The sequence below is a fragment of the Sphaerospermopsis torques-reginae ITEP-024 genome, assembly GCF_019598945.1.
GTDB lineage: Bacteria > Cyanobacteriota > Cyanobacteriia > Cyanobacteriales > Nostocaceae > Sphaerospermopsis.
The window spans coordinates 4,137,948-4,162,626 of the sequence record NZ_CP080598.1 but is presented as its reverse complement, the minus strand read 5'-3'; the positions used below and the strand labels follow the sequence as shown (position 1 = coordinate 4,162,626).

Here is a 24,679-nt window from a genome sequence, read left to right as displayed (position 1 = left end):
TGGTAAACACTGGCAAATATAAATAATCAAAATTTTGTGATTACAATAATGTGATCATCATCATTCTGATTTGTATTAGAAAAACCTCAATATTCTTGATAAGAATCCGCCACTGTTTATTAGGTTATTAAACTGAATGCCATCACCCAATAATGAAAATAAAACAAAAGTTGTTCGAGAAAATTGATATTCAGTTTCATTCCTTGAATTACCGCTAAAGTTGTCTTGAGAAATATTCACATCACTCATGCCCTTGGTATAGATATTCGTATCTTCATAAAACATATACAATATAGATGATCTGCCTCCAGATGCAGACTCCATTTCCTTTTCTGAGATACCTATAAATAGGTCTGAGTTGTTGGTTTGTATGTGATCAGACATGGTAAAACCTCTTTTTGATGAAAAATAAGATTTATGTATCACAAAAATCATACATAAATCTTGTTGTAAATTTTTATTAAAAGTGGTAGGGTTAAAACAGTGAACCTCATCTCATATAATTGGATGATTTGATGTTTTTACCACTTCTATTTAACAGGTGAAAAAAGTAAATTCCAGTAGATTTATCAATCGAGAAATAAGAGGATGTCTGAAAACTATTAAGTGTGGTATGCAACACTTGTAGACCACCCTAAATCCTCCTTAAAAAGGGGGAATTTGAGGAGTTAAGCCCCCCATTTTTTAAGGGGTTGGGGGTAGCTCAATCAATTCTGATGCTGCTCAGACATCCTCTAACGAAATAATACACTCTATCCAGGGAAAGGAGCATTAGCTCTCAGAAGAGTTAGAGCATTAGTTCTTACATTCTCATTAGCTTGTCCACCTTCTGCAATGCTACCATCGAAGCCTGAAGCAGCTAGACCAGCTTGGATAGTGCGACGACCACGAAAACGAGTTTCAAAACGTGCAGTTTCCACACCACCAGCTACGATTTCTTGTTGTTCAGCGGATACTGCGGTAAATAAGTTAGCCATGATAGAAATCTCCTTGATCTTGATCTGAATTATCGCGTGGAGTTGGTTTCTTTCTGCTTATTCCTCAACCCCTCGCTTGCTCATACAATATTGAGAAATAAGAGGATGTCTGAAAACTATTAAGTGTGGTATGCAACACTTGTAGACCACCCTAAATCCTCCTTAAAAAGGGGGAATTTGAGGAGTTAAGCCCCCCATTTTTTAAGGGGTTGGGGGTAGCTCAATCAATTCTGATGCTGCTCAGACATCCTCTAACGAAATAATACACTCTATCCAGGGAAAGGAGCATTAGCTCTCAGAAGAGTTAGAGCATTAGTTCTTACATTCTCATTAGCTTGTCCACCTGCTGCAATGCTACCATCGAAGCCTGAAGCAGCTAGACCAGCTTGGATAGTGCGACGACCACGAAAACGAGTTTCAAAACGTGCAGTTTCCACACCACCAGCTACGATTTCTTGTTGTTCAGCGGATACTGCGGTAAATAAGTTAGCCATGATAGAAATCTCCTTGATCTTGATTTGAGTTATCGCTGGGAGTTGATTTGTTTTTGTGTGTTCCTCAACCCCTCGCTTGTTAATACAATATCGAGAACTAACCTTTGAAGTCATGCTCAATTTCTGCAAACTTAATTTCCAAATTTAGAAATCCATATTTCCGAAAAATACACCCATCAATGCAAGAATAATAAAGATAAAAATTCAATCTTATAGACTTTATTAAATGCTTCACTACCCAGCCAACTCCTAAATACTCTATATATTTAACCAATTCCGGTATCTAAACAGTATATGTTTACTATTTAAACCCAAAATTTACTGATAAATAAAAATTAATCATGCACAAATATCACAATACAAAAATATTATTTCTACCATCTCACAAGAAAAATCAGCTATTTCTGTAATCACCGAAGTATTGCCATAAACAAAGTATAAAACTTTTGCCATTTTGGCACAAAGTTTTTATCAAAAATCAGCAGATGCGTGTTAAGGTTTTATTTCCTTACCCCATTTCTTCTTTTAGTGCCTCTGCCCATGTTAGATTATTTACACCCCCAGCACCTTGAAGAATTAGTCCAAAATAGCTGTATTGATTTACACTTAACCCGTCTAAATTTTATATCGCTCCAAGGTACGATCGCCTATCAGTACCTACTTATATCAGAACAAATACCACGCACCAATACTGGCATGGTAAAAAGTTCGTGGTTGCAGCGTTACAGCCATATTACAGCAGGTGGTTGGTGGTGTTCTGGAAGAGATCCCCTAAATAATTGGCAAAAAATGGAATGGGGATGTTTTAAACCATCCCAACCCCGACAAAATAAAAAAGGCAAGTCTATTAAATATGAACATCCTCCCAGCACACCAACGCGGGTATTTTGTTTGCGGGTGACATTGAAAATTTGGCAGCAAGTTGCCCAGCGTTACAATATGGATATGCCTCAAAATATCACCATTGCTGATGATGGTGAAGCGGAAGGTTTTTGGCAATGGGTGACGGAATGTAATATCTCAATAATTATTTGTGAAGGTGTGAAAAAAGCCGCAGCTTTATTAACACAAGGATATGTTGCTATTGCTATTCCAGGAATTACTAGCGGTTATCGCGTTGTTAAAGATAACTCAGGTAAAGTTACCTCTCGTCAACTCATACCTGACTTAGCAGTATTCGCTACCAAAAAACGCAATTTTTATATATGTTTTGATTTTGAAACTCAAACAAATAAAATCGCCGCTGTCAATAATGCTATTTCCCAACTTGGTTGTTTATTTCAACAACAAAACTGTCCGGTAAAAGTTGTGGAACTGCCAGGAACAGAAAAAGGCGTTGATGAATTTATTGCTGCTAAAGGTGCAGCTAATTTTGATAAAGTTTATCGTCAAAGTGTAGATTTAGAAATTTATCTGGCTCAAACTAAACCTCACACTGAATTAACAATTTCTCCCGCACTGAATGTTAACCTGGCTTATTTAGGAGAAATACCTTTTCCCTCCTCTGGTTTAGTAGGAGTAAAATCCGCTAAAGGAACTGGAAAAACTACCGGACTGGAAGCTATAGTTAATCAAGCAAAAAGTCGTAATCAACCAGTTTTATTAATTACTCATCGCATCCTTTTAGGAAAATTTTTATGTGAAAAAATAGGCATTAAATGGGGAATTAACCATGAAGCATGGAGTATAGAAGAACATCCCCTACCAATTACCAAATCTTTCGGTTTATGTGTTGATTCCCTTTGGAAATTAAATCCTCAAGATTGGCAAGGGGCTATAGTAATATTAGACGAAGTTGAGCAATCTTTATGGCATTTACTAAATAGTAATACTTGTAAAAATAAACGGGTGAAAATTCTTGGAGTCTTCCAACAATTAATTGCTACAGTTATAAAAACTGGAGGTTTAATAATTGCCCAAGATGCTGATTTATCAGATGTTTCTCTAGAATATTTACAAGGTTTAGCAGGAACTAAAATTACTCCTTGGGTAGTTGTCAATAAATGGAAACCCCAAAAAGGTTGGGATGTAACTTTTTATGATTCACCTAACCCAACACCACTAATTCATCAATTAGAATTAGATTTAATTGCCGGACGTAAATGTTATGTAACTACTGATAGTCGCACTGGACGTTATAGTTGTGAAACCATTGAAAGTTATCTTAAAGAACGTTTACAGAAATTGAGAAAGCAGTTTCCTGATACTTTGCTTGTTAGTAGTCAAACTACTAATACTCCTGGCCATGCAGCAGTTGATTTTATTGCGGCTATTAATCAAAAAATTACTGATTATGATACTGTGTTTGTTACTCCTAGTTTGGGGACAGGAATTAGTATTGATGTCCAACATTTTGACCGAGTTTATGGCATTTTTCAAGGGGTAATTCCTGACGCGGAAGCACGTCAAGCATTAGCAAGAGTGCGGGATGATGTTCCCCGTGTTGTCTGGTGTGCTAAACGCGGTATCGGTTTAATTGGTAGTGGTAGTACCAATTATCAATTACTATCTCATTGGTATCAAGAAAACCAAAAAGAAAATCTCGCTTTGCTTAGTCCTTTACATAAAATAGATGTAGATTTACCAGCAGTTTATGATCCAATTCATTTAAGAACTTGGGCAAAATTATCTGCTAGGGTAAATGCTTCTATTAGTCTTTATCGTCAATCTTTACAAGATGGATTAATAGCTGACGGGCATAAAATTATTATGCGAAGTAATGCTGTACAAAATAATATTCTGCGGGATTTACGCTTGGCTTTTTTTGCCACTGATGCCCAAGATGTAGAAACTCGTAAAAGATTAATTATGGAAATTTTTAAAGTCCAAAAAGATTGGGCGCAAAGTCGTCAAAAGGCTAAAGATATTAAAGGTAAAATTAAGGAAATTAAACAAGAAAATCAATTAATAGCTGCTAATGCTGTGGCTACAGCTAAGAAAATTGATTATGTTGAATATGAACAGCTATTAGCTAAACATTCTCTCGGTGACGAAGAACGTAATCAAATTAATAAATATATTCTCAGAGATAGATATGGAATTGAAGTAACTCCTTGGTTAAAATTGCAGGATGATAAAGGATATTATGGACAATTGTTAATTCATTATTATCTCACTCATGAAAGTGAATATTTTCATGGTAGAGATCAGGAAGAGTGGCAAAAACAATTATCTTGGGGTGAGGGTAAGGTTTTCTTACCTGATATCAAGACTTATACTCTCAAGGTTGAAGCTATGAGAGCATTGGGTATGTTACAATTCCTGGAATCAGGAAGAGTATTTAGTGAAAATGATAGTGATATTATTTGGTTAAAAAATGTTGCTATTCACAGTAGTAAACATATTAAACGAGCCTTGGGTATTGATGTGGTGAAAGAGAAAATATCTCAAGAGAAAACATCTGTTTCAGGAATTAAGATACTTAATCGACTTTTAAGTTTATTGGGTTTGAAGTTGCAACAGGTAAATAATGTTGATAAACGGGGTTATAAAGTCTATAAAATTGATATGGCAACTCTTAATGATGGGAGAGATAAAATCTTTGCAGTTTGGCAGCAACGTGATGAGTTGAGGTTGTATCATTTACATGGTGTGAATACGGAAATTATTGATTATTCTTTAAATTCTCAGTTTATGGAACAGCCAGTAATGTAACTTATATGTAAGAAGTCAGGATATCAAGGAGTCAGGAGTCAGGAGTCAGGAGTCAGGAGAATGGCTTCGCCACGCTTCGCGAACAACAGAAGTACGTTTTTTGATCAATTATCAAGAATAACTGGAAAACTCTAATTCATACTGAATCCTTTATTCTGTATCCTGAATCCTTACACTTATATTTTGAAATAAAGTTAAAGATAGAAAAATTACATGAATGCTGAAGAGTTGATTAAACAGGGAATAAAGAAGAATTTACAGGGTGATTATGAAGGTGCGATCGCATTTTTTCAGCAAGCAATACAACTAAATCCTAACTTAGCTGAAGCATACCATAACCGTGGTCATGCCTACCTGGGATTAGAGAAATTTGAACAAGCGATCGCAGATTATCAACAAGTCATAAACATCATCAAAAATTCTCTCCCCTTACCGCAAAATCTTACTCAAAATATCACTCAAAATATCAATTTTGACATAGCTAAAGCATTTCATAACCAAGGTTTAGCTCGTTTTAGAGGCGGAGATGATCAAGGTGCTATTGTAGATATCAACCAGGCTTTACAATACTATCCTGATTTTGTTGCCGCTTACAGTAATCGTGGTAATATTCTGCATATTCTTGGTAATTACAAAGAAGCAATTGCTGATTATAACCAAGCAATAAAGTTAAATCCCAACCTAGCAGCAGCTTATCATAACCGTGGAAATAGTCGCTATGCTCTCCAAGACTATCAAGGTGCAATTACAGATTATAATCAGGCATTAGAAATTAATTCCCACTTTGCTGAAGCTTATTATAATCGTGGTTTAGTAATGTCTCACCTGGAAGACTATCAAAAAGCGATCGCTGATTTTAATCAAGCAATAAAACTCCATCCTGATGATGATCAAGTCTATTATCAACGAGGTTTAGTTTATAGCAATTTAGGAAACCATGAAAAAGCAATTGCAGATTATAATCAGGCATTGCAAATTAACCCTATCCTCTCCATAGTTTATGGCTTGCGGGCTAATGCACGTTACCATTTAGGAGACTATGAAGGAGCAATTGCCGACAGCAACATACTACTACAACTCAACCCTCAACTAGCAGAAAAAATTACTAATGGGTAATTGATGATTGGTGATTCAATAGACCTCTCCAAAATAGAATGTATTAATTTGTCATAAGTTGTAGGGGCGAAGTATTTCGGCGATAATTTAACGGAAAAATCAGACATCTAGATATCCCATAAGCTTCGACCTGCCCCCATAAATAAACCATAATTTCTTTTCTGGAGATGTCTAATATAAAAGTTTTGGACATATTTGCTTTTCCCTATTCTCTATTCCCTATTCCCTGCCCCAACAGATATCGTAAGTGTTCCACTGGACATGATATAATTTGTCAACTCTTTCTATTTATATATGTCTTGGGAAAGTAGACAAAATCATCATTTAAAAGCAATAAATAGTAATAGTATTTAACCAAAAATATTTCTAAGTTCTCTGGTTGTGTACGTGAGAAAAAAATATGACTACAACCTTATTACAAACCAATTCCTTGGAATCATTGCTAGGTAAAGAAGCAGAAGATTTGCTAACATATAAAGCCAAGGTTTCTTCAGATTTGCTGCATTTACCAGGAGCAGATTTTATAGATCGAGTGTGGATTAATAGCGATCGCTCTCCCCGTGTGGTACGAAATTTACAACAAATCTATTCTACCGGACGTTTAGCCAATACAGGCTATCTTTCTATCCTCCCTGTAGACCAAGGTATTGAACACTCAGCCGGGTCCGCTTTTGCACCTAATCCAATTTATTTTGATCCCGAAAATATTGTGAAATTAGCAATAGAAGCAGGTTGTAATGCTGTGGCTACAACTTTAGGTGTATTAGGCAGTGTGTCCCGCAAATATGTCCATAAAATCCCCTTTATTGCCAAAATAAATCATAATCAATTGTTGACTTATCCCAATCAATTTGACCAAATTATGTTTGCAGATGTTTGGCAAGCTTGGCATTTGGGAGCAACCGCAGTCGGAGCAACAATTTATTTTGGTTCACCAGAGTCTGATAGACAAATTCAAGAAGTAAGTCAAGCTTTTAAACACGCCCATGAATTGGGTATGGCAACTGTGCTTTGGTGTTATTTGCGAAATAGCAATTTTCAACAAGATCAAGATTATCACCTAGCTGCTGATTTAACTGGACAAGCAAATCATTTGGGTGTCACCATTGAAGCAGATATCATTAAACAAAAATTACCAGAATGCAATCATGGTTATGAAGCAATTGCTAAAGCTACAGGTAAAAGTTACGGTAAAATTGATGAGCGAGTTTACACAGAATTAACCACAAAACACCCCATAGATTTAACTCGTTATCAAGTATTAAATTGTTATGCTGGCAGGGTAGGATTAATTAATTCTGGAGGTACTTCTGGTAAAAATGATTTTGCTGAAGCGGTACGAACTGCTGTAATTAATAAACGTGCTGGTGGTACAGGATTAATTTCTGGCAGAAAGACTTTTCAGCGTCCGTTTGAGGAAGGGGTGCGCTTGTTTCACGCTATTCAAGATGTTTATTTATCACATCAGGTAACTATAGCTTGATTTTGCAGCTTGATTTTTTTTGTTGCAAATACCTGATGTATGAAATGGTTTTTTGATACCGCAGCATGGCGTAAGCCATAAAAGTCTCATCATGGGGATAGCAAACCTGTAGGGGGTTTAGCATTGCTTTACCCCTACCCCTGTATTTACATTACTTTTTATATACATTTAACCAACCCCAGGTAAGACGTTAGTTACAGGATATTTTTTTAATATTTAGGTATTTGTGAAATATTCAAAAGGACATTTGTCTAATGTGGGAAATAAAGAGATTATTTAATCAAATTCACCGCCAACTTGCTATATTCATGTTAGCTGGTTTAATCTGGTTAATTGGCTTACCTATGCTTTCGGCTCAGGCTGCTGGTTATTATTCCCTGAAAAACCAAAAGCCCGAAATAACTCGACCATATTATTCTAATAAAGCTGGGAGATTAGTGAGAACTGATGTTGTTAGACCTTTTTACTCAACTAAAGAAAGGGGGAAAGCCAAGGTATATACAACACCAGAAATAGGTGATGATTATATCGAAAGTGGCAAGCGTGCAGGTGAAGTAATTCCTAAAGATTTGGGAACTGGAAGTAGACAAAAAAATCCTCTTAATATGCTCAAACGTGCGGGGGAAGAGTTGGGTAATGAACCCCTAAAACGAACTTTTGGCGCACAGGATTATGAAAGGAGTGAAATTGAACAGGAGTTAATCAGAAATAAAGCTGCAAGAGGAGATTATTAATTAAAAATTGACAATTGACAATTGACAATTGATAATTGTTTCATTCAACGTTTAAAACCTGCCCTTTCCAGGGTAAAAAAGCAAAAAATTCCGCAGAATAGGCTTCTTGCCTTCTGCCTTCAGCCTCCTGCCTGATCATAACGACAATTTTTAACGCTTACCTACTTATACCTGTTGAATATGGCTGTGTAAAGCCACAAGAGTTTCCGCTAATTGGCTTAAACGAGTTTCTAGGTATTGTTTTCGTCCAAAAAGCTGACGTAATTTTTGGTAACGGGCAATAGCCATACTGACTTGAGGAACTTGATCAACTGGACATTGACGAGACCAGACTTTACCAGTAGCATCAATTCCACAAAGGCGGTAGCCAGTACGGGATGATTGATCAGTTACTTTGTCTCCAGGGGAGCAAATTTCTTGTACATAATCCATCAGTCGTTCAACTTCCCCTTGACGCAGGGTTGCAGTTCCCCCTGGTTCTGGTTCTTGGGGATTCGACTCTAACCAGCCATTAATCACTGGACCTTCTAAATAAATATCCTGAATTTGCTGGAGAATTGATTGTAATTCTGTTTGCCATCCTGCTACAATTTCTTGAATCTCTTGTAAAAGATTCATCGCTAATGCTGGATTTGCACCGTGACGATGGTTACTAAAGCTCGGTGTTTTAAACTTGGGTAAGCTAGGTGTTTTGACTTGAGTTTCTTGGGCTGGGAAAGTTTGTACGGAATTATGTTTAGAAAATAAATGTGGCTGTGATTGGGGATTGGTTTCTTTATTGGTATTTATATCAACTGTGTTAATGTCTTGATTGGCTGAATTTTCTTTAACTTCTTGGCTTTTTTTAGCTCCGACGCTAATTCTAAAGGAGAATGGGCGTTTTGTCCCATCACTGGTTTCTAGTGGTAAGTCGGTACTACGTATCCCTAAATCATGTAGAGTTGCCTCAATGCGTTTTAAACCTGGTTTCATAAACAGATCCTAAAGCTGTGCTGCTGATATGTTTTGACTATTGGGAGTTTGTCAAGAGTGCAAAATTATTGAGAAACCTGTCTTTATTGTATAGGTAATTATAGTAATTGATAAGAATCTTAACCGGAAATCTGGCTTTTTTATTGGCAATATAATTATGAGTAGAGTTATTTTAGTAACAGGTCCAGCACGTTCAGGAAAAAGTGAATGGGCAGAAAATTTAGCAATTCAGTCCGGGAAACAGGTTATTTATATAGCAACAGCTATGGAAAATCCCCAGGATCAAGAGTGGCAAGAACGCATTGAAAAACACAAGCAACGTCGTCCACAAGATTGGGTAACTCTGTGTGTACCTGTGGAACTGGCGCACACTCTCAGCAATGCCAAATCTGATACTTGTATTTTGATTGATTCTTTGGGAACTTGGGTAGCTAATTTTTTGGAAGAGGACGATTTAAGCTGGGAAAACACCTTAGCAGAATTGTTAGAAGTAGTACGTTTAATTGATGCTGATTTGCTGTTTGTTGCCGAAGAAACTGGTTGGGGTGTAGTTCCAGCTTATCCTATAGGTCGAAAATTTCGCGATCGCTTAGGTAGTTTAGTCCGTCAGTTAGGTGCAATATGTGAGACGGTTTACTTAGTAACTGGTGGTCATGTTCTGAATCTCAGTCTTCTCGGTTTTCCCTTACCACCAAGCAAATCTTAATGCAAAATTAAGGATTCATGTCCTCAGATTCCCTCATTTAAATCTACAATTAATATATGGCAAACAAACAAGACGTAAAAAAATATCTTGCTCACTGGTTTCAATTAGGGAAGAAAGTGATAGTCGGTCATAGTAATCAAAGTTTCTTGCCTAACCCAGTGCTAAAGGGCGATAACTATAGTCCAGAGTTTGAAGAGTGTTGGCAAGAAATTCTTGCCTTAGAAACCCGTGATTGTTATTTAGAAGATACTCAAGAAAACATAGCCGAACTGCTAACCCCAACGTGGGAAGTGCTGCCTTGTGGACGCTGCGCGATGCCAGTACCTGTTAAAACTATGGGACTGCCGTCAATATTGTGTCCTTGTTATTATTTGCCTACTTGGCCTAATAATGAACTGCCAGCACCAAGATGTCCAGTTAATACTCAAGAACAATTGACAGAAATTCGCGATCGCTTGCTGGAAAAGGTGTTTTCATCCATGTAACAATTTGTTCACAAAATAAGTTGTTAAATTATTTTTTGAAATTATTTTTGATTTTCACTCATAATTGCAGAGATCCCCGACTTCTTTAAAAAGTCCGGGATCTTTTTGTTTACTTGCTTTCTTCCAAAATCAAAATCGAATCCGCACTGCGTCCAAACTCTTCTGGTGTATATGGCAGATATGCTTTTGCACCAGTCCAAAGAAATGTTTTCAGAGTCACAGAACGAACTAAATAATGTAAACTATAAAATCTAGTTTCCAAATGATCTGCATAAGAAATAATCCGATCTTTATAAATATTTTTATATCCTCATGTAATCTTATTATGTTACATCTATATGAAAATCAGCCCCCCGCAGACTTTTCACCACCAAGAGGGTTTGTGCAATTACCCATCTGTGTCAACCGATTTTGGATTTTGGATTGACTCCACCCTAAAGTGTGGAGCTTGAAAATTTTGGATTTGGGATTTACGTTAGCGAAGCGTACGCAGCGCAGCGAGTATTTTTCCGTCCTGAAGGACGGGGCTTGTACCAAATGTTTTTAATCTAAAATCTAAAATCTAAAATCTAAAATCTAAAATTCCCGGTCAACATTTAGCTTCAAACTACACCTGATGTAATTCAGTATTTCAGGAAGATTTTTCACTAAAAGATAAAATTGCTTACGAAAATTCTACTGATTTCCATTTATCGTCTGTGTATGATGAATGGTTAGCAAAACAGCCAACATCAAATTTTGTATCTGATCAGTTAAGAATTTTATCTCCCCGTGATGGAGATTTATTTCTGATCTATCCTGGTGCAGAAACGCAATAAAAATTAGCATTTAAAGTTACAATAAATTCTCATCAGCCTGTAGAGTCGTAGCTGAATAGGCAAAGGTTATCTTCACCATCAAACACAAAATCAAATAATGAGATTTTTAAATAATGAGATTTTTTGGCATTTACACTCTGGTAATTGTAGACTGTAACCTAGAATTAGTAAGCTTTCTAGCCAAATCAATTTTCAAGTTTTGGTAGGAGATAAAAACCCTATAAGACCAGGTTTTTCTGTAATTAAACCCACCATTTCTCAAGTTTATTATCATTAAACAATTTTGCCAAAAAATAAAATCTTTCTTCCGGAATGTGTCTAAAAAAAAGTGATGTTATAAATTAGGACTGAAGTTTTTATCCAAGGTATCGGACAATGACAAACGCACCAGAAAACAAATCTGCTAAAAAGGCAAAACAGTCTTTTATTCGTGTTGATATTGGCGCTCCTAAAGTGCCAGTCCGTAAAAACAACGCCAAAAAACAGCAACGTGAATTACTCAGTGACTGGGAACACGCCAGTTAATAAGATTTTGGATTTTGGATTTCGGATTTTGGATTTTAGATTGTTGAAGGCTTGCTAGATAAGCTTTTAATCTGTCGCCATCATTTTTTCACCTGGTATAATTTGCAAAATACAGGTGACAGAAAAGAAATTAACTAAACAACAAGACAGTACAGGCGGAAAAATTGTTAAATTAAGTTAACAGTAAAGACTGTACAATGTGCTTGAGTTTAAGTTAACAATGAAAGTAGCAATCACGGGAGCAACAGGTTTTGTCGGTAGTCGTTTAGTAAAACGTCTACAGGATGAAGGTAATAGAGTATTGGTGTTAAGTCGAAATACCAATTCTGCCCATCAGGTTTTTCCTTCTGAAGCTTTCCCCAATGTAGAAATTAGGGCTTATACACCAGGTGTATCTGGTGCTTGGCAAGATGCAGTGGCTGGTTGTGATGGTGTGGTAAATTTGGCAGGAGAACCCATTGCTGAGGAACGTTGGACACCAGAACGTAAGCAAGCTATTCTCAACAGCCGCAAACTCGGTACACAAAAAGTTGTGGAAGCTATAGCTACGGCTAACCCTAAACCATCGGTATTGGTCAACGCTTCGGCTATTGGTTATTATGGAACTAGCGAAACCGCCAGTTTTGAAGAAAATAGTCCTTCAGGTCAAGATTTTTTAGCTCAAGTTTGTCAAGAGTGGGAAGCGGAAGCACGAAAGGTAACTGACGCTGGTGTGCGTTTGGTAATTTTGCGCTTTGGCATTGTTTTAGGTCACGGTGGCGCTTTAGGGAAAATGATTACTCCCTTCAAACTATTTGCAGGTGGTCCCATTGGTAGCGGTCGTCAGTGGTTTTCGTGGATTCACATAGACGATATTGTGAACTTAATTATCCAAGCTTTAACCCAGCCCAAAATGCAAGGTGTATACAATGCCACTGCTCCCAATCCTGTGCGGATGAGCGAGTTAAGTAATACAATGGGACAGGTGATGAATCGTCCTTCTTGGTTGCCTGTTCCTGGTTTTGCTTTAGAAGCTCTTTTGGGTGATGGGGCGGTTGTGGTTTTAGAAGGACAAAAGGTTTTACCTCAACGCACTCAAGCATCAGGTTTTAGCTATCAATATCCTAATTTGCAGTTAGCATTGACGCAAATTTTGAAATAATTGGTAATGGGTAATGGGTAATTGGTAATTGGTAATTGGTAATTGGTAATTGGTAATTGGTAATTGGTAATTGGTAATTGGTGATTAAATTACTATTCCCTATTCCCTATTCCCTATTCCCTGAGCTAACTGATATTATTGATATCCCAAACATGATATAAATAATAAACAAGAACATCTCTGGTAGGTAAGTTTATGAAAAACCTTTATGGAGAAGTTGATCCTAGATATATTCCTGCCTATTCTATTAGCGATGCAGCTAAATACCTACGTATACCAGCAGGTACTATTCGATCTTGGATAGCACCAATATCAAATGGTTCTCAATTCTCCAAACAACTAATTGTAACTCAAGATATTAAACCAAAACTCCTTTCATTTATCAACCTCGTTGAAATTCATGTTCTTAGAGCTATTCGTAAACACCACCAAATGCAACGCGATAAAGTAAGAATTGCTCTTGATGAACTTGAGGCTCAGTTTCAAGTATCACACCCGTTAGCTCATGAAAAATTCCAATCTCATGGAGTTGACTTATTTATAGAAAAATATAGTTCTCTGATTAATAATGCCTCAGAATATTGGCGAACATATTTGAAAAATGCTTTTAATACTCATTTTCAACGCATTGAGTTTGACAAGAATGGACTTGCTATTAAACTTTTTCCATTTACTTATTCTCAAGAAGAAGATAACCCACGCATTGTTGTCATTGATCCCAGAATTGCTTTTGGTCGTCTTGTAATTGCTGACACAGGAATACCTACTACGGTTTTAGCTGAACGATTAAAGGCTGGTGAATCAATTGAGGATCTTGCCTTTGATTATAAGTGCGATCGCCTGAAAATTGAAGAAGCTATTCGCTGTGAATTACCTGTTGTTGCATGACCACACCTGAGTCAATTACCTTTTTTATTGATAGATGTTTAGGTACAGGAACTGTTCCCGAAAAACTACGCAATGCAGGTATTTTAGTGGAAATTCACGATGAACATTTTGGACAAGGAACTCAAGATGTAGACTGGCTACCAGAGATAGGTAAAAGAGGTTGGGTTGTTTTGACTAAAGATGTTAGAATCAGTAGAAACAAGTTAGAAAGAATTGCTGTTGCTCGCGCTCAAATAAAAATGTTTATTTTGACTTCCCAAGGTTTAAAAGGCGAAGAAATGGCAGAAATTTTTATTAAAGCAATTGACAAAATGGAAAAGTTTGTTCGCAAGCATCCTGCTCCATTTATTGCGAAAATTTCTCGTGATGGTAAGATAAATCCTTGGAAAGACAGTCAGATGTTATTAGCAGAAATTTAGTAGTTTTTATCTTAACTCATTTTTACCAAATTTCTTAGACACCCAACCACTAATACCACTAATTAACGCCCCTCCCATTAAAAGACCAATGGCTGGGTTAAATAAGGGTTGCCATAATTTATGCCATAAATCTAAACCTAAGTTAATTCCTGAAGCATCACCGACAACAGCGACAGCAAACCAACCAAATCCTAAAATTACTAGGAAAAAATCAGCAACTAATATTGTGTTTATCCAATTTAATATTTTATCTTTCATAATTAAAGGGAACAGAGAACAGGGAATAGGGAACAGGGAATAGGGAATAGGTGACTGGGGACTGGTGACAGTAAGAGATTTACCAATTACCAATTACCAATTACCAGTCACCTATTATTCTTCAAACAGCCATTTTTTGACTTTAGCCAAACTTTGCCAATCGAGTTTTCTAGTTAAACCGTCTTCAATGCTGTTTTTTACTTCTTCTTCCCATTCTTGATTGACAAAAATCAATTGTTTTGCTATGTCGATATGTTCTCGCAAACCTTTCTGACCGGTTTCTAACATGGCTACAGCGAGATTAATTCGACCTTGTGGATCTTGGGGATTAATTTTTACGGCTTTGCTGGCAGCTTTATAGGCTAACTGTGCTTTACCTTCTAGAAGATATAACCAAGATAAGCAAATCCAAGCTGAACTAGCTCTAGGAGAGCGATCGCATACTTCTTTAAATACAGGGATGAGGGTTGCTGCTGATTCACCGTCTTTGTAGCGTTGTAAACCTGTATCAAATAATTCTTCAACTGTAATCGTCATTTGTTATTTGTCGTTAGTCATTAGTTATTTGTCATTGGTCAGTCGTATGGTAATGGGTCATGGGTAATGGGTAATGGGTAATTGATAATTGGTAAGAATAAACTTTTGCCTCTTGCCTTCTTACTGTAACCTGTCACCTGTAACCTGTCACCAGTCAACTGACCATTGACTATCTTACACTCCGAAGGATTTACCACAACCGCAAGTTTGGGAAGCGTTGGGGTTGGTAAATTGAAAACCACCACCAATCATGGCATCACTGTAATCGAGCATCAAACCATAGAGATATAATAAACTCTTGCGATCGCAAACAATTTTAAAGCCGTCATAATCAAAAACGTCATCCTGGGGAGTGATCTTGCTGATATCCTCAAAATCCATCATGTAAGACATCCCAGAACAACCACCTTGACGAACTCCAACCCGTAAACATAAATCTTGACCTTGTTTAGCTTGGAGAGATTTTACTTGACGCAATGCTGCTTCACTGAGCATAATACCGCGTTCTTGAGTTTGGGTTGCTTGTGTCATCTGCTGTTTACACTCCTTAATTAGTCTAAATATTAACTGGTATATGCCGTTGATAGCCTGGAGGCTGATTTTTTGATTTTTGTTCTATTTTAGCGGCCTTGGTGAGGTGAAGACGCTAAAATCTCAACACTTTGTCAACAGCAGCTAAGGATTTTTATTCTAAAATTGAGAAGTTCGGTGTATTTAGAGATGGGGTCTTGTTCGAGTTTCAGCCACAAGCAGTCTGAGTAGCAATCACTCTTCAGGTACAGCAGGGTTAATTAACAGAAAACTTGAGCCGAATTTTAGCCATTCCCCACATTTGACTTGCAAATTGCTTTTTTTGATTAACTTATTCTATGACAAGTTTTAATCGCTCTACCAGTCGTCGGTTGAAGAAATTAACCCAAATTCCTTCTATATGGGAGGGCGATCGCCGTCCGTTGTCATCACCAGTGTCATCCAGAGATTCCCAAGAGTCCCAAGGGGAATGTATCCTTTGGGTGGATGGCTCTCAAGGTATTGTTAGAGGTATGGATATGGTATCTCCCGACCTTGGACCAGAAGCAATAGTTCGCACCTTAATGCGAGCAATGGAGCATCCCCACAGTCCCGCTAAACCTGCTCGACCTCAAAGAATTGTGGTCAAAGACAGGGAAATTCAATTTTACCTGCGGGGAGTTTTGCAAGATTTGGATATTGCTATTGACTACGCACCAGAATTACCTTTAATTGATGAACTATTTCGCTCTTTTGCGGATATAGTTGATAGTCAAATTCCTAATTTACCTCCACAATATGCAAAAATTCTGAATGAAAAGGCTTTTGCAGTTTGGGAAGCAGCACCTTGGGATTTTCTGGAAGAACAGCAAATCTTGTCTATAGAAATAAATAAATGGGATGTGGGGACACTCTATGTCTCAGTCATGGGAATGCTGGGGATGGAGTATGGTGTTTTGTTATATCGTTCAGAAGAATCTCTCAAGCGGTTCCGTGCAGATATTTTAGAAGATGAAGAATCAGAGCAAGGTTTAGAAGCAGCTTTCTTAAAGCAAGATTGCTTATTTCTCACCTTTGATCAAGTGGATGAAGATGAAGATGAAGATTTAGCGGATTTACCCCTATCGGAAATTGAACCTACTTTTGGTAATATTCACCCCTTAGAAGGATTACGCTCGATTTTATATGAGGAAGAAGCACTTGTAGTATTTGTGGCACTAGAAAGTTTTATCCGTTTTATCCGTGATTATCGTCATAAATTATACGAAGAAGACTTCCCCCCCATCAATCGACGCTATCGCATTTCTCTGCCCCATCCCGATGAAACAACTAAATCAGTTTCTGTCACTGTTTCGACTATGCCAGAATTGGCAGCAGAGTTAGAGGAAATGGCAGGGTTTGATCTTTCAAATGAAGATGAGTTGGATGAGTGGGATGAGGATACCGAGGTTCGCACATTGCGGGATGATTTGATCCCAGAAGATTCATTTTTGAGTTTAGGAGTAATTTCTTGGGAGATGTTAAATTCTCTACGTCAGGAAGTGAATTATCATGCAGGACAAGAAATTCAACCAGTCGGTGATGGCTTACCCGTGATTTTAATTCAAACTTCCCGCCCCAAAGCTAAAACGGTGATTGAAAATATTCAAGCTGCTGGAGGATTGAAAGCTATATGCTTTAATCCAGGTGCTAATCCCTTAGACGGTGAACGATATGATTTAGGTTTGTTACAAACAGAAAATGGGGATCTGTTCCTGTTTGGGGAATTTTCAGAGGATGATCCCACTCACGTTGAAGCCAAGAAAAAATGGAATCAGCGGTGTCAGCAAACTAATGGATATTGCGGTTTGATCATTGCTAAGGGATTGACAGGTGCTGCTCGTGGTAATCCAGGGTTAAAAGATATGATGGCTTTGTTTGAAGCGCGATCGCTCTCTGCTCAAGATTTAGGTATTGGTACTCTCCAACTTATGCCCCAACTGGAATTTGAATAATGCTCTATGTAGGAGGTCAAGGAGATCGAGGAGTCAGGAGATCGAGGAGTTTTAGGAGTTTTATGAGTGAGGAGGAATACCAGCATGATTTAAACCTTGAACAAGTGTTGTAAATATTCATGGAATTTCTAGCCAAATATACTCATAAATGGTAGAATATGCTCACATTTAGGGAATATACATGAAATTAGTTGAACGTCACATCATCAAAAAAACTCATCAATTCTATCAACAGATAGATGAGTTGTATTGGCGTTCCCAAAATCTCTACAATTACGCTAACTGTGTAATATTTTAGGATAAGTCCTTATTCAGCAACCCCTATGTAGTTGCCACAGATAGTCATCAGACCCTAGTCATCAAATCCACACTGAGTTCAATTATTTTGGTTTGATCTGTGGTTTTCTACAATGAAGTCTTATCATAATTGCTGCATAATTTGTTGTTAAAAAGATCAACTTGGTTCGTTTAGTTTATCTATATTCTTGACGACGAATTTTTAGTTATATTTTATGATCTTCCTGTTTATTTGAGGAAATCTCTGATAGTATCATTTTTTCCTTTTACTTTTGGATTCATTTTGACAACCGTTAACACATAGCAAGTTGCATGATAATGACTAATAAAAAATGGGCTGTTAAACGCATAACCGTCAACCTAGCAACTCAGGAAGCGGAAAAATTAGAAAAATATTGTCAACAGACTGGTAGACCCGCTACTGATGTGATTCGTGAGTTGATTAGAAGTTTACCTCTTTCTGAAGATAGTAAGAGTAATGTTTAATGAGGCATTGGGCATTGGGCATTGGGCATTGGTAAAAATCTTTTCCTCCCCTGCCTCCCCTGCCTCCCCTGCTCCCCCTGCTTTCTTCCCAGTCACCAGTCCCCAGTCCCCATTACCCATTACCTATTCCGACACCAACCCAGTTAGAATTTGTAAAGAAACTTATAGCGCAGCTTGGCGTAAGCAATAAAGGAACTTGGGAATGCGTGTTGCAATTGTAGGAGCAGGATTAGCTGGGTTGGCTACTGCGGTAGATTTAGCTGATGCGGGTTGTGAGGTACAAATCTTTGAATCTCGCCCGTTTGTAGGCGGAAAGGTCGGCAGTTGGGTGGATGGCGATGGCAACCACATAGAAATGGGGTTGCATGTATTTTTTGGCTGCTACTACAATCTGTTTGAGTTGATGGAAAAGGTGGGAGCAGGGAATAATTTACGCCTGAAAGAACATACCCACACTTTTATCAATAAAGGAGGACGCACTGGGGCTTTAGATTTTCGTTTTATCACCGGTGCGCCTTTTAATGGCTTAAAGGCATTTTTCACCACTTCCCAACTTTCAGCACTGGATAAACTGCAAAATGCGATCGCTCTGGGAACTAGCCCCATTGTCCGGGGTTTGGTAGACTTTGAAGGCGCAATGAAAACCATCCGCGATTTAGACAAAATCAGTTTTTCTGACTGGTTCTATAGTCACGGAGGTAGTAAAGGCAGCATCAAACGGATGTGGAATCCTATCGCCTACGCTTTAGGCTTTATTGACTGTGATCATATTTCCGCCCGTTGTATGTTGACAATCTTCCAGTTTTTTGCAGTGAGAACAGAAGCGTCTATTTTGCGAATGCTGGAAGGTTCACCCCATGAATATTTACATAAACCAATTATTGAATATTTAGAAGCCAGAGGCACAAAAATCTATACCCGTAGACAGGTGCGGGAAATTCAATTTACTGAATCTAATGTTCTTGGGGAAGCAGAAACCAAGGTGACAGGTATAGTAGTTGCCCAAGGTGATACAGAGGAAGTTATCACGGCTGATGCTTATGTTTGCGCCTGTGATGTACCAGGGATTCAGAGAGTTTTACCCCAAGCATGGCGAAAATGGTCTGAATTTGACAACATTTATAAATTAGATGCTGTACCTGTAGCTACAGTACAGTTAAGGTTTGATGGTTGGGTGACAGAACTACAAGATGCAGAAAAACGGAAACAGTTAAATCATGCTGCGGGGTTGGATAATTTGTTATATACAGCAGATGCTGATTTTTCTTGTTTTGCGGATTTGGCTTTAACCAGTCCCGCAGATTATTATCGTCCTGGGGAGGGTTCATTGTTGCAACTGGTGTTGACACCGGGAGATCCGTTTATTAAAGAAAGCAACGAGGCGATCGCCCAGCACGTTTTAAAACAAGTCCATGAATTATTCCCCTCATCCAGAGAATTAAACATGACTTGGTACAGTGTAGTTAAACTAGCTCAATCTTTATACAGAGAAGCGCCAGGAATGGACGTTTATAGACCGGATCAAAAAACACCAATTCCTAACTTTTTCTTAGCAGGAAGTTACACCCAACAGGATTATATTGACAGTATGGAAGGTGCAACAATTTCTGGACGACGTGCTGCAAAAGTCATTCTAGAAAGTGTGAAGAATTAGGTGACAGGTGACAGGTGACTGGTGACTGGGTAAAGGTTATTCCGAATTACCAATCACCAATTATCAATTATCAATTATCAATTATCAAACAAATCTAATGGCTGACTGGTTAGAACATAGCGTACAGGTAGAAGTAGAAGCTCCCATAGAATTAGTATGGGGGTTGTGGTCTGATTTAGAACAAATGCCGAACTGGATGAAATGGATTGATTCGGTGAAAATTTCCCCCGATGATCCAGAAATTTCTTTATGGAAATTAAGTACAGGGGGTTTAGAATTTACCTGGAAATCTCGGATTCTTAAAACTATTTCTCATCAAATTATTCAATGGGAATCTGTGGATGGTTTACCCAATCAAGGGGCAATTCGTTTTTATGATCGCCATGCAGGTGGTAGTATTGTGAAGATGACTATTTCCTATGCTATTCCTGGTTTTTTGGGTAAGTTGATGGATAATTTGTTTTTGGGAAAAGTGGTAGAGTCAACGATTCAAGCGGATTTAGAGAGGTTTAGGGAATACGCTTTGAATGCGAAGGGTGATGGATAGAGATGGGAAAAATTGGCAGTAAGTTTTTTATTTACTGCTAATTTCGTTTTAAGAAGAAGCGGAAGGAATTTTTACAGGTTCGATAAATTGGAAAGTTTATAAATCAGAATTTCTTCAGATTTTTTCATCATTGTTTGTGAAAGAGAATCCTTTTCTAGATAATCATTTTTCCATTTATTTACAGGTCCAACAATCCAACAATGGTAGTCGTTTTGACTATTATAAATTTCTCCACCATATCTAAACCAAGGTGATTCCTGAGTTTTATCCCACATTCCGCACCCCAAACTGTCCCAGAGGGAAATTACGGAGATGAAAAATCAAAGTTAGCATAAAAACAGACATATACAGTGAAAAAAGGCATTTGAGAAACAGTAAATCACCAAAAATGTCATCAAAACCTATTCTCAATAATAAGCAATAAGAATGAACACCACCTGGAGAAGTCAACAGATAAATAAAAAAAGATATTCAAGAGAAAAATTATAAATTAGACTAATATTTACAGGATAAAAATGAAATTATAGACATAGTAAAATGGAGCTATACATCAAAAGGATTAGCTCATTTTCACTCATAGAAATTGAATTGATAGAGATAATAATTAGGTGACTAATTGATAGTAACGTAAACAATCATCTGGTAAAAGACGCAAGATAAAATCTCTGTCCTTATTCCAATTAGAAATACAGCACTTCCCGGTGTAATGAGGTACACTTTATTTCAAGACAGAAGGCAAAAGTCGAAAACCAAGAAAATTAGACTGTACCTCATAACAAAGGAATCTGCTGTAACTTACCAAGTTGGATCACTAAAAAGATGTATGGTTAATTCCTCTTTGTCAGGAGGAACAGGAGTTAAACAAGCGCGGATCACTTCCCCGTCATCTAATTCCACAGTGCAAGCGTGACAAGTTCCCATTAAACAACCAGTAGGAATTGATACCCCTGCCCTATCTGCTACATCTAATAAAGGTTCTCCAACTTCAGCCTTGACGGTAACATTGTCTGGTAGAAAACGGATCTTCATAGTCATTGCTTATGGATAATTAATGTCAGAAAAAACGTAGATATTCAGATTTTTGCTGAATGCTGAATGCTGAATGCTGAATGCTGAATGCTGACTGCTTACAAAAAAGGCGTTAAATCTAAATGAGTTTCTACTTCGGTAGCTAAAGAATCTAAAATCTGTTCTCGCTGATCCCGATAATTAGCAACACCTGTGGGTAAAGATTTTAAACCTCTTTGTTGACGTAAACGATTTAACCATGCACGTCTCCAAGGACCGTTATCAAAAAGCCCATGTAAATAAGTACCCCAAACAGATTGACAATTATCAACTAAGCCTAAATTAACATCGTCAAATAAAGGTTGACATACGGTTTTATCTGTTGGTTGTTCTATGCGCGATCGCCCTTGATGAATTTCAAACCCATTCACCGGTAAACCCAACTGGGGATAATTAGAAGTCACCTGACGCTGACGGGCTATTTTCTGTCCTGTAATCACAGTTTTCATGGGTAATAAATTTAACCCTGGATATCTGCCGGCTTGCCCCTCTACTCCTTCTGGGTCAGCTACCATTTGTCCTAACATTTGGAAACCACCACAGATGCCTAAAACCGTTCCCCCAGAAGCAGCATAATTTTGAATTGCTTCCGCCATGCCACTTTTTTGTAATAGCATTAAGTCGGCAATTGTGGTTTTTGTCCCTGGAATAATTACTGCATCAGGGTGTCCTAAATTTTGCTTATGACTCAGGTATTTTACTGATACTGTTGGTTCTGATTCCAATGGATCAAAGTCGGTAAAATTGGCAATTCTGGGTAAGCGGATAACAGCAATATTTAATTCAGCTTGACTTTTATAAGATTTTCTCTCTAACAAGTCCAGTGAATCTTCTGCTGGAAATACCTGTTCTAGATAAGGTATGACACCAACCACGGGAATACCAGTCCGTTCTTCTAACCATTTAATTCCAGGTTCAAGGATGGAAAGCTGTCCTCGGAATTTATTAATTACTACCCCTTTCACCAATGCTCGTTCATCAGGTTCTAATAACTCTAATGTTCCTATTACATGAGCAAAAGCTCCTCCCCGGTCAATATCAACTACTAACAGAGTCGGTGCATTTAAATATTTTGCCACCCTCATGTTAGTTAAATCGCGGTGCTTGAGGTTAATTTCTGCTGGACTTCCCGCACCCTCACAAACGAGTAAATCAAATTCTGTCTCTAGCTGTTTTAGGGATTCCTGAATTGTGCGCCAACCGAGTTCAAAATATTGCTCGTAATAATCCCTAGCACTAACTTGACCTACCGCTTTACCTTTAAGAATGACTTGAGAAGTCATATCCCCTTGGGGTTTGAGTAAAATGGGGTTCATTTCCACTAAAGGCGTTACTCCCGCAGACCAAGCTTGCACTGCTTGAGCGTAGCCTATTTCTCCGCCATTGGCGGTGACATAAGCATTTAAAGCCATATTTTGACCTTTAAAGGGAGCCACTCGCCAGCCTCGCCGTGAGAGAATGCGGCAAATAGCTGTGGTTATCAGTGATTTCCCTGCGTGGGATGTTGTTCCCACTACCATAATTGATTTCATAGACTGACTTGTTTGTTTTTTGAGTGTCACTGTAATTTTTGAGTTAAAGGTTTTTCAATAATGGACAATTGACAGTGAACAATTGACAATTACCTCTCTCTGGAAAGGAGAGGGTTGAAAAAGCGGAATTTTTGGCTTTTTTGCCCCTTGAAAGGGGAGGTTTTAAACCGGAAGCCTTGAATGAAACAATTGTCAATTATCAATTGTCAATTATCAATTGATAATCTGCTAATCTACTCATTAAATTGGAAAAAAGCAGATTAAAAAACTAGGTTAGAGCTTATTGTTCCCTTAACCTAGTTTTCACTTTGACTTGCTTATCTAAAGATGTCAATTTTTTCCGCTAAAAAGGTAGTCGAAACCAACGAGTAATGGCATCATTTAAGCGATCGCCCCATGATGGACTAGGTAAGTCTGTATCCAAGAATTTTTCTACCAACTGATAACCCAGGGGTGTGAGGCGAAAACCGTCGGTTATTCCCTGGCCATCGACTTCTCTGCGTAGTATCCCCACTTCGATTAACCAACCTAAAGCGTTATCACAGGCTAATTCTGATAAGGGGCGTTTGCTATAACCTTGCTTAAAGCCATTTTCTGTAGCGATCGCACCCAAGGCAATACTTTGGCTTTGCATAGCTTTCCATAAACTCAGATAGAAGGGTGAACAGATCAGCGATCGCTCGGCTCTTAGGAGTGTTTTCTGAGTATATACAAAAGGTTTAATGTTTGGGGAATTTATTGTACGCATAGGGCATAGGGCATAGGGCATAGGGCATAGGGTGGTGGGGAAGTTAACAACCCAATCACCAATCACCATTCCCTAACAATTGTAAATTATTGTAAAATTTCCAGAGCATCAATATTCTGAAACAGGAAAGGTTAATTATGGCACTAGCAGTTGGTACAGATGCACCTGCATTTACCACCAAAGATACAAACGGCAATACAGTATCATTATCCGATTTTGCGGGTAAAACCGTGGTTCTGTATTTTTACCCCAAAGATGACACTCCAGGTTGTACCAAACAAGCTTGTAGTTTCCGGGATGCTCAACCTGAATATCAAGGTAAAGATGTTGTAGTTTTGGGAGTAAGTGCTGATGATGAATCCTCCCATCAAGCATTCACCGCTAAATATAATCTGAATTTCCCCTTATTGGCTGATACTGATCAAGCCTTAATTAAAGCTTACGATGTTGATGGCGGTGGTTATGCCAAGCGCGTTACCTATGTCATCGATCCTAACGGTAAAATCATTCATGTTGATGGTGCTGTTAACACAACTACCCATGCTAGTGATGTTTTAAATGCACTTGGTTTGTAACTGATAATTTTTCACAACCTCAACTTCAAACCAAACCAGGATGAGAAGTTGAGGTTTTGAC

Annotated in this window: 26 protein-coding genes and 1 pseudogene; 15 read left to right on the top strand and 12 right to left on the bottom strand. The window is 38.0% G+C overall.

What is annotated here, in order from left to right; genetic code table 11:
* Positions 1-75 precede the first annotated feature (75 nt).
* The 3 genes from K2F26_RS19395 to K2F26_RS19385 all read right to left on the bottom strand — a co-directional run bounded on the left by K2F26_RS19395 (position 76) and on the right by K2F26_RS19385 (position 1,471).
* On the bottom strand, positions 76-384 hold the full coding sequence (locus K2F26_RS19395; RefSeq protein ID WP_220609105.1) for a hypothetical protein: 309 nt from the start codon (positions 382-384) through the stop codon (positions 76-78).
* Positions 385-752: 368 nt separating this feature from the next.
* On the bottom strand, positions 753-977 hold the full coding sequence (locus K2F26_RS19390) for a CTB family bacteriocin (RefSeq protein ID WP_220609104.1): 225 nt from the start codon (positions 975-977) through the stop codon (positions 753-755).
* Between the two features lie 269 nt (positions 978-1,246).
* Positions 1,247-1,471: a CTB family bacteriocin gene (locus K2F26_RS19385; protein ID WP_220609103.1), complete on the bottom strand. Its 225-nt coding sequence runs from the start codon at positions 1,469-1,471 to the stop codon at positions 1,247-1,249.
* A gap of 540 nt (positions 1,472-2,011) precedes the next feature.
* Here K2F26_RS19385 and K2F26_RS19380 point away from each other — a divergent pair.
* The 4 genes from K2F26_RS19380 to K2F26_RS19365 all read left to right on the top strand — a co-directional run bounded on the left by K2F26_RS19380 (position 2,012) and on the right by K2F26_RS19365 (position 8,458).
* Complete coding sequence (locus tag K2F26_RS19380; RefSeq protein ID WP_220611956.1) at positions 2,012-5,125, top strand: plasmid replication protein, CyRepA1 family; 3,114 nt, start codon at positions 2,012-2,014, stop codon at positions 5,123-5,125.
* A gap of 213 nt (positions 5,126-5,338) precedes the next feature.
* Positions 5,339-6,241, top strand: a complete 903-nt coding sequence (locus K2F26_RS19375; protein ID WP_220609102.1) for a tetratricopeptide repeat protein — start codon at positions 5,339-5,341, stop codon at positions 6,239-6,241.
* Positions 6,242-6,641: 400 nt separating this feature from the next.
* The gene (locus K2F26_RS19370) at positions 6,642-7,724 is read left to right on the top strand and encodes a class I fructose-bisphosphate aldolase (protein WP_220609101.1); all 1,083 of its coding nucleotides are present in this window, start codon (positions 6,642-6,644) and stop codon (positions 7,722-7,724) included.
* Positions 7,725-7,978: 254 nt separating this feature from the next.
* Positions 7,979-8,458 (top strand): hypothetical protein, encoded by a 480-nt coding sequence (locus K2F26_RS19365; protein ID WP_220609100.1) that lies wholly within the window; start codon positions 7,979-7,981, stop codon positions 8,456-8,458.
* A gap of 165 nt (positions 8,459-8,623) precedes the next feature.
* Here the strand turns inward: K2F26_RS19365 and K2F26_RS19360 are convergent, their stop codons facing one another.
* On the bottom strand, positions 8,624-9,430 hold the full coding sequence (locus K2F26_RS19360; RefSeq protein ID WP_220609099.1) for a hypothetical protein: 807 nt from the start codon (positions 9,428-9,430) through the stop codon (positions 8,624-8,626).
* 157 nt (positions 9,431-9,587) lie between these two features.
* On the opposite strand from K2F26_RS19360, the gene cobU reads away from it, so the two are divergent.
* Together cobU and K2F26_RS19350 are read left to right on the top strand one after the other, a co-directional pair.
* Positions 9,588-10,136, top strand: coding sequence for a bifunctional adenosylcobinamide kinase/adenosylcobinamide-phosphate guanylyltransferase (gene cobU / locus K2F26_RS19355; protein ID WP_220609098.1), 549 nt, complete (start codon positions 9,588-9,590; stop codon positions 10,134-10,136).
* Positions 10,137-10,192: 56 nt separating this feature from the next.
* Complete coding sequence (locus K2F26_RS19350) at positions 10,193-10,621, top strand: hypothetical protein (RefSeq protein ID WP_220609097.1); 429 nt, start codon at positions 10,193-10,195, stop codon at positions 10,619-10,621.
* 109 nt (positions 10,622-10,730) lie between these two features.
* Here K2F26_RS19350 and K2F26_RS25490 read toward each other — a convergent pair.
* Positions 10,731-10,931 (bottom strand): annotated as a pseudogene (locus tag K2F26_RS25490) (alpha-2-macroglobulin family protein); the annotation flags it as partial.
* An 883-nt stretch (positions 10,932-11,814) separates the two neighbouring features.
* On the opposite strand from K2F26_RS25490, the gene K2F26_RS19345 reads away from it, so the two are divergent.
* The 4 genes from K2F26_RS19345 to K2F26_RS19330 all read left to right on the top strand — a co-directional run bounded on the left by K2F26_RS19345 (position 11,815) and on the right by K2F26_RS19330 (position 14,412).
* The gene (locus tag K2F26_RS19345; protein WP_220609096.1) at positions 11,815-11,964 is read left to right on the top strand and encodes a hypothetical protein; all 150 of its coding nucleotides are present in this window, start codon (positions 11,815-11,817) and stop codon (positions 11,962-11,964) included.
* Positions 11,965-12,184: 220 nt separating this feature from the next.
* Positions 12,185-13,105, top strand: coding sequence for a thylakoid membrane protein ThyD (thyD, locus tag K2F26_RS19340; RefSeq protein ID WP_220609095.1), 921 nt, complete (start codon positions 12,185-12,187; stop codon positions 13,103-13,105).
* 195 nt (positions 13,106-13,300) lie between these two features.
* On the top strand, positions 13,301-13,993 hold the full coding sequence (locus K2F26_RS19335; protein WP_220609094.1) for a DUF433 domain-containing protein: 693 nt from the start codon (positions 13,301-13,303) through the stop codon (positions 13,991-13,993).
* Positions 13,990-14,412 carry a PIN-like domain-containing protein gene (locus tag K2F26_RS19330; RefSeq protein ID WP_220609093.1) on the top strand — a complete coding sequence of 141 codons (423 nt, stop codon included), beginning with the start codon at positions 13,990-13,992 and terminating at the stop codon, positions 14,410-14,412. The genes K2F26_RS19335 and K2F26_RS19330 overlap by 4 nt, the downstream gene beginning before the upstream one ends.
* Before the next feature lie 6 nt (positions 14,413-14,418).
* Here the strand turns inward: K2F26_RS19330 and K2F26_RS19325 are convergent, their stop codons facing one another.
* From K2F26_RS19325 to K2F26_RS19315, 3 genes are all read right to left on the bottom strand, one after another.
* On the bottom strand, positions 14,419-14,670 hold the full coding sequence (locus K2F26_RS19325; protein WP_220609092.1) for a DUF8620 family protein: 252 nt from the start codon (positions 14,668-14,670) through the stop codon (positions 14,419-14,421).
* A 114-nt stretch (positions 14,671-14,784) separates the two neighbouring features.
* Positions 14,785-15,207, bottom strand: coding sequence for a tetratricopeptide repeat protein (locus K2F26_RS19320; RefSeq protein ID WP_220609091.1), 423 nt, complete (start codon positions 15,205-15,207; stop codon positions 14,785-14,787).
* Positions 15,208-15,381: 174 nt separating this feature from the next.
* On the bottom strand, positions 15,382-15,738 hold the full coding sequence (locus tag K2F26_RS19315; protein ID WP_220609090.1) for an iron-sulfur cluster assembly accessory protein: 357 nt from the start codon (positions 15,736-15,738) through the stop codon (positions 15,382-15,384).
* A 338-nt stretch (positions 15,739-16,076) separates the two neighbouring features.
* On the opposite strand from K2F26_RS19315, the gene K2F26_RS19310 reads away from it, so the two are divergent.
* The 4 genes from K2F26_RS19310 to K2F26_RS19295 all read left to right on the top strand — a co-directional run bounded on the left by K2F26_RS19310 (position 16,077) and on the right by K2F26_RS19295 (position 20,695).
* Entirely contained in the window at positions 16,077-17,711 is a 1,635-nt protein-coding gene (locus K2F26_RS19310) for a DUF6930 domain-containing protein (RefSeq protein ID WP_220609089.1), read from the top strand.
* A gap of 609 nt (positions 17,712-18,320) precedes the next feature.
* Positions 18,321-18,494, top strand: coding sequence for a ribbon-helix-helix domain-containing protein (locus tag K2F26_RS19305; RefSeq protein ID WP_194051188.1), 174 nt, complete (start codon positions 18,321-18,323; stop codon positions 18,492-18,494).
* 202 nt (positions 18,495-18,696) lie between these two features.
* Positions 18,697-20,148, top strand: a complete 1,452-nt coding sequence (gene zds / locus K2F26_RS19300) for a 9,9'-di-cis-zeta-carotene desaturase (protein WP_220609088.1) — start codon at positions 18,697-18,699, stop codon at positions 20,146-20,148.
* Between the two features lie 97 nt (positions 20,149-20,245).
* A complete protein-coding gene (locus K2F26_RS19295; RefSeq protein ID WP_220609087.1) occupies positions 20,246-20,695 on the top strand; it encodes an SRPBCC family protein in 450 nt (149 codons plus the stop codon).
* Between the two features lie 71 nt (positions 20,696-20,766).
* On the opposite strand, the gene K2F26_RS19290 is transcribed toward K2F26_RS19295, so the two are convergent.
* The 4 genes from K2F26_RS19290 to K2F26_RS19275 form a co-directional block, all read right to left on the bottom strand.
* Positions 20,767-20,970, bottom strand: coding sequence for a hypothetical protein (locus tag K2F26_RS19290; protein WP_220609086.1), 204 nt, complete (start codon positions 20,968-20,970; stop codon positions 20,767-20,769).
* Between the two features lie 520 nt (positions 20,971-21,490).
* The gene (locus tag K2F26_RS19285) at positions 21,491-21,730 is read right to left on the bottom strand and encodes a 2Fe-2S iron-sulfur cluster-binding protein (RefSeq protein ID WP_220609085.1); all 240 of its coding nucleotides are present in this window, start codon (positions 21,728-21,730) and stop codon (positions 21,491-21,493) included.
* A 92-nt stretch (positions 21,731-21,822) separates the two neighbouring features.
* Positions 21,823-23,295, bottom strand: a complete 1,473-nt coding sequence (cobQ, locus tag K2F26_RS19280; RefSeq protein ID WP_220609084.1) for a cobyric acid synthase CobQ — start codon at positions 23,293-23,295, stop codon at positions 21,823-21,825.
* 343 nt (positions 23,296-23,638) lie between these two features.
* On the bottom strand, positions 23,639-24,043 hold the full coding sequence (locus tag K2F26_RS19275; RefSeq protein ID WP_194051200.1) for an Npun_F0494 family protein: 405 nt from the start codon (positions 24,041-24,043) through the stop codon (positions 23,639-23,641).
* A gap of 137 nt (positions 24,044-24,180) precedes the next feature.
* On the opposite strand from K2F26_RS19275, the gene K2F26_RS19270 reads away from it, so the two are divergent.
* The gene (locus K2F26_RS19270) at positions 24,181-24,618 is read left to right on the top strand and encodes a peroxiredoxin (RefSeq protein ID WP_220609083.1); all 438 of its coding nucleotides are present in this window, start codon (positions 24,181-24,183) and stop codon (positions 24,616-24,618) included.
* The last annotated feature ends 61 nt before the right edge of the window (positions 24,619-24,679 follow it).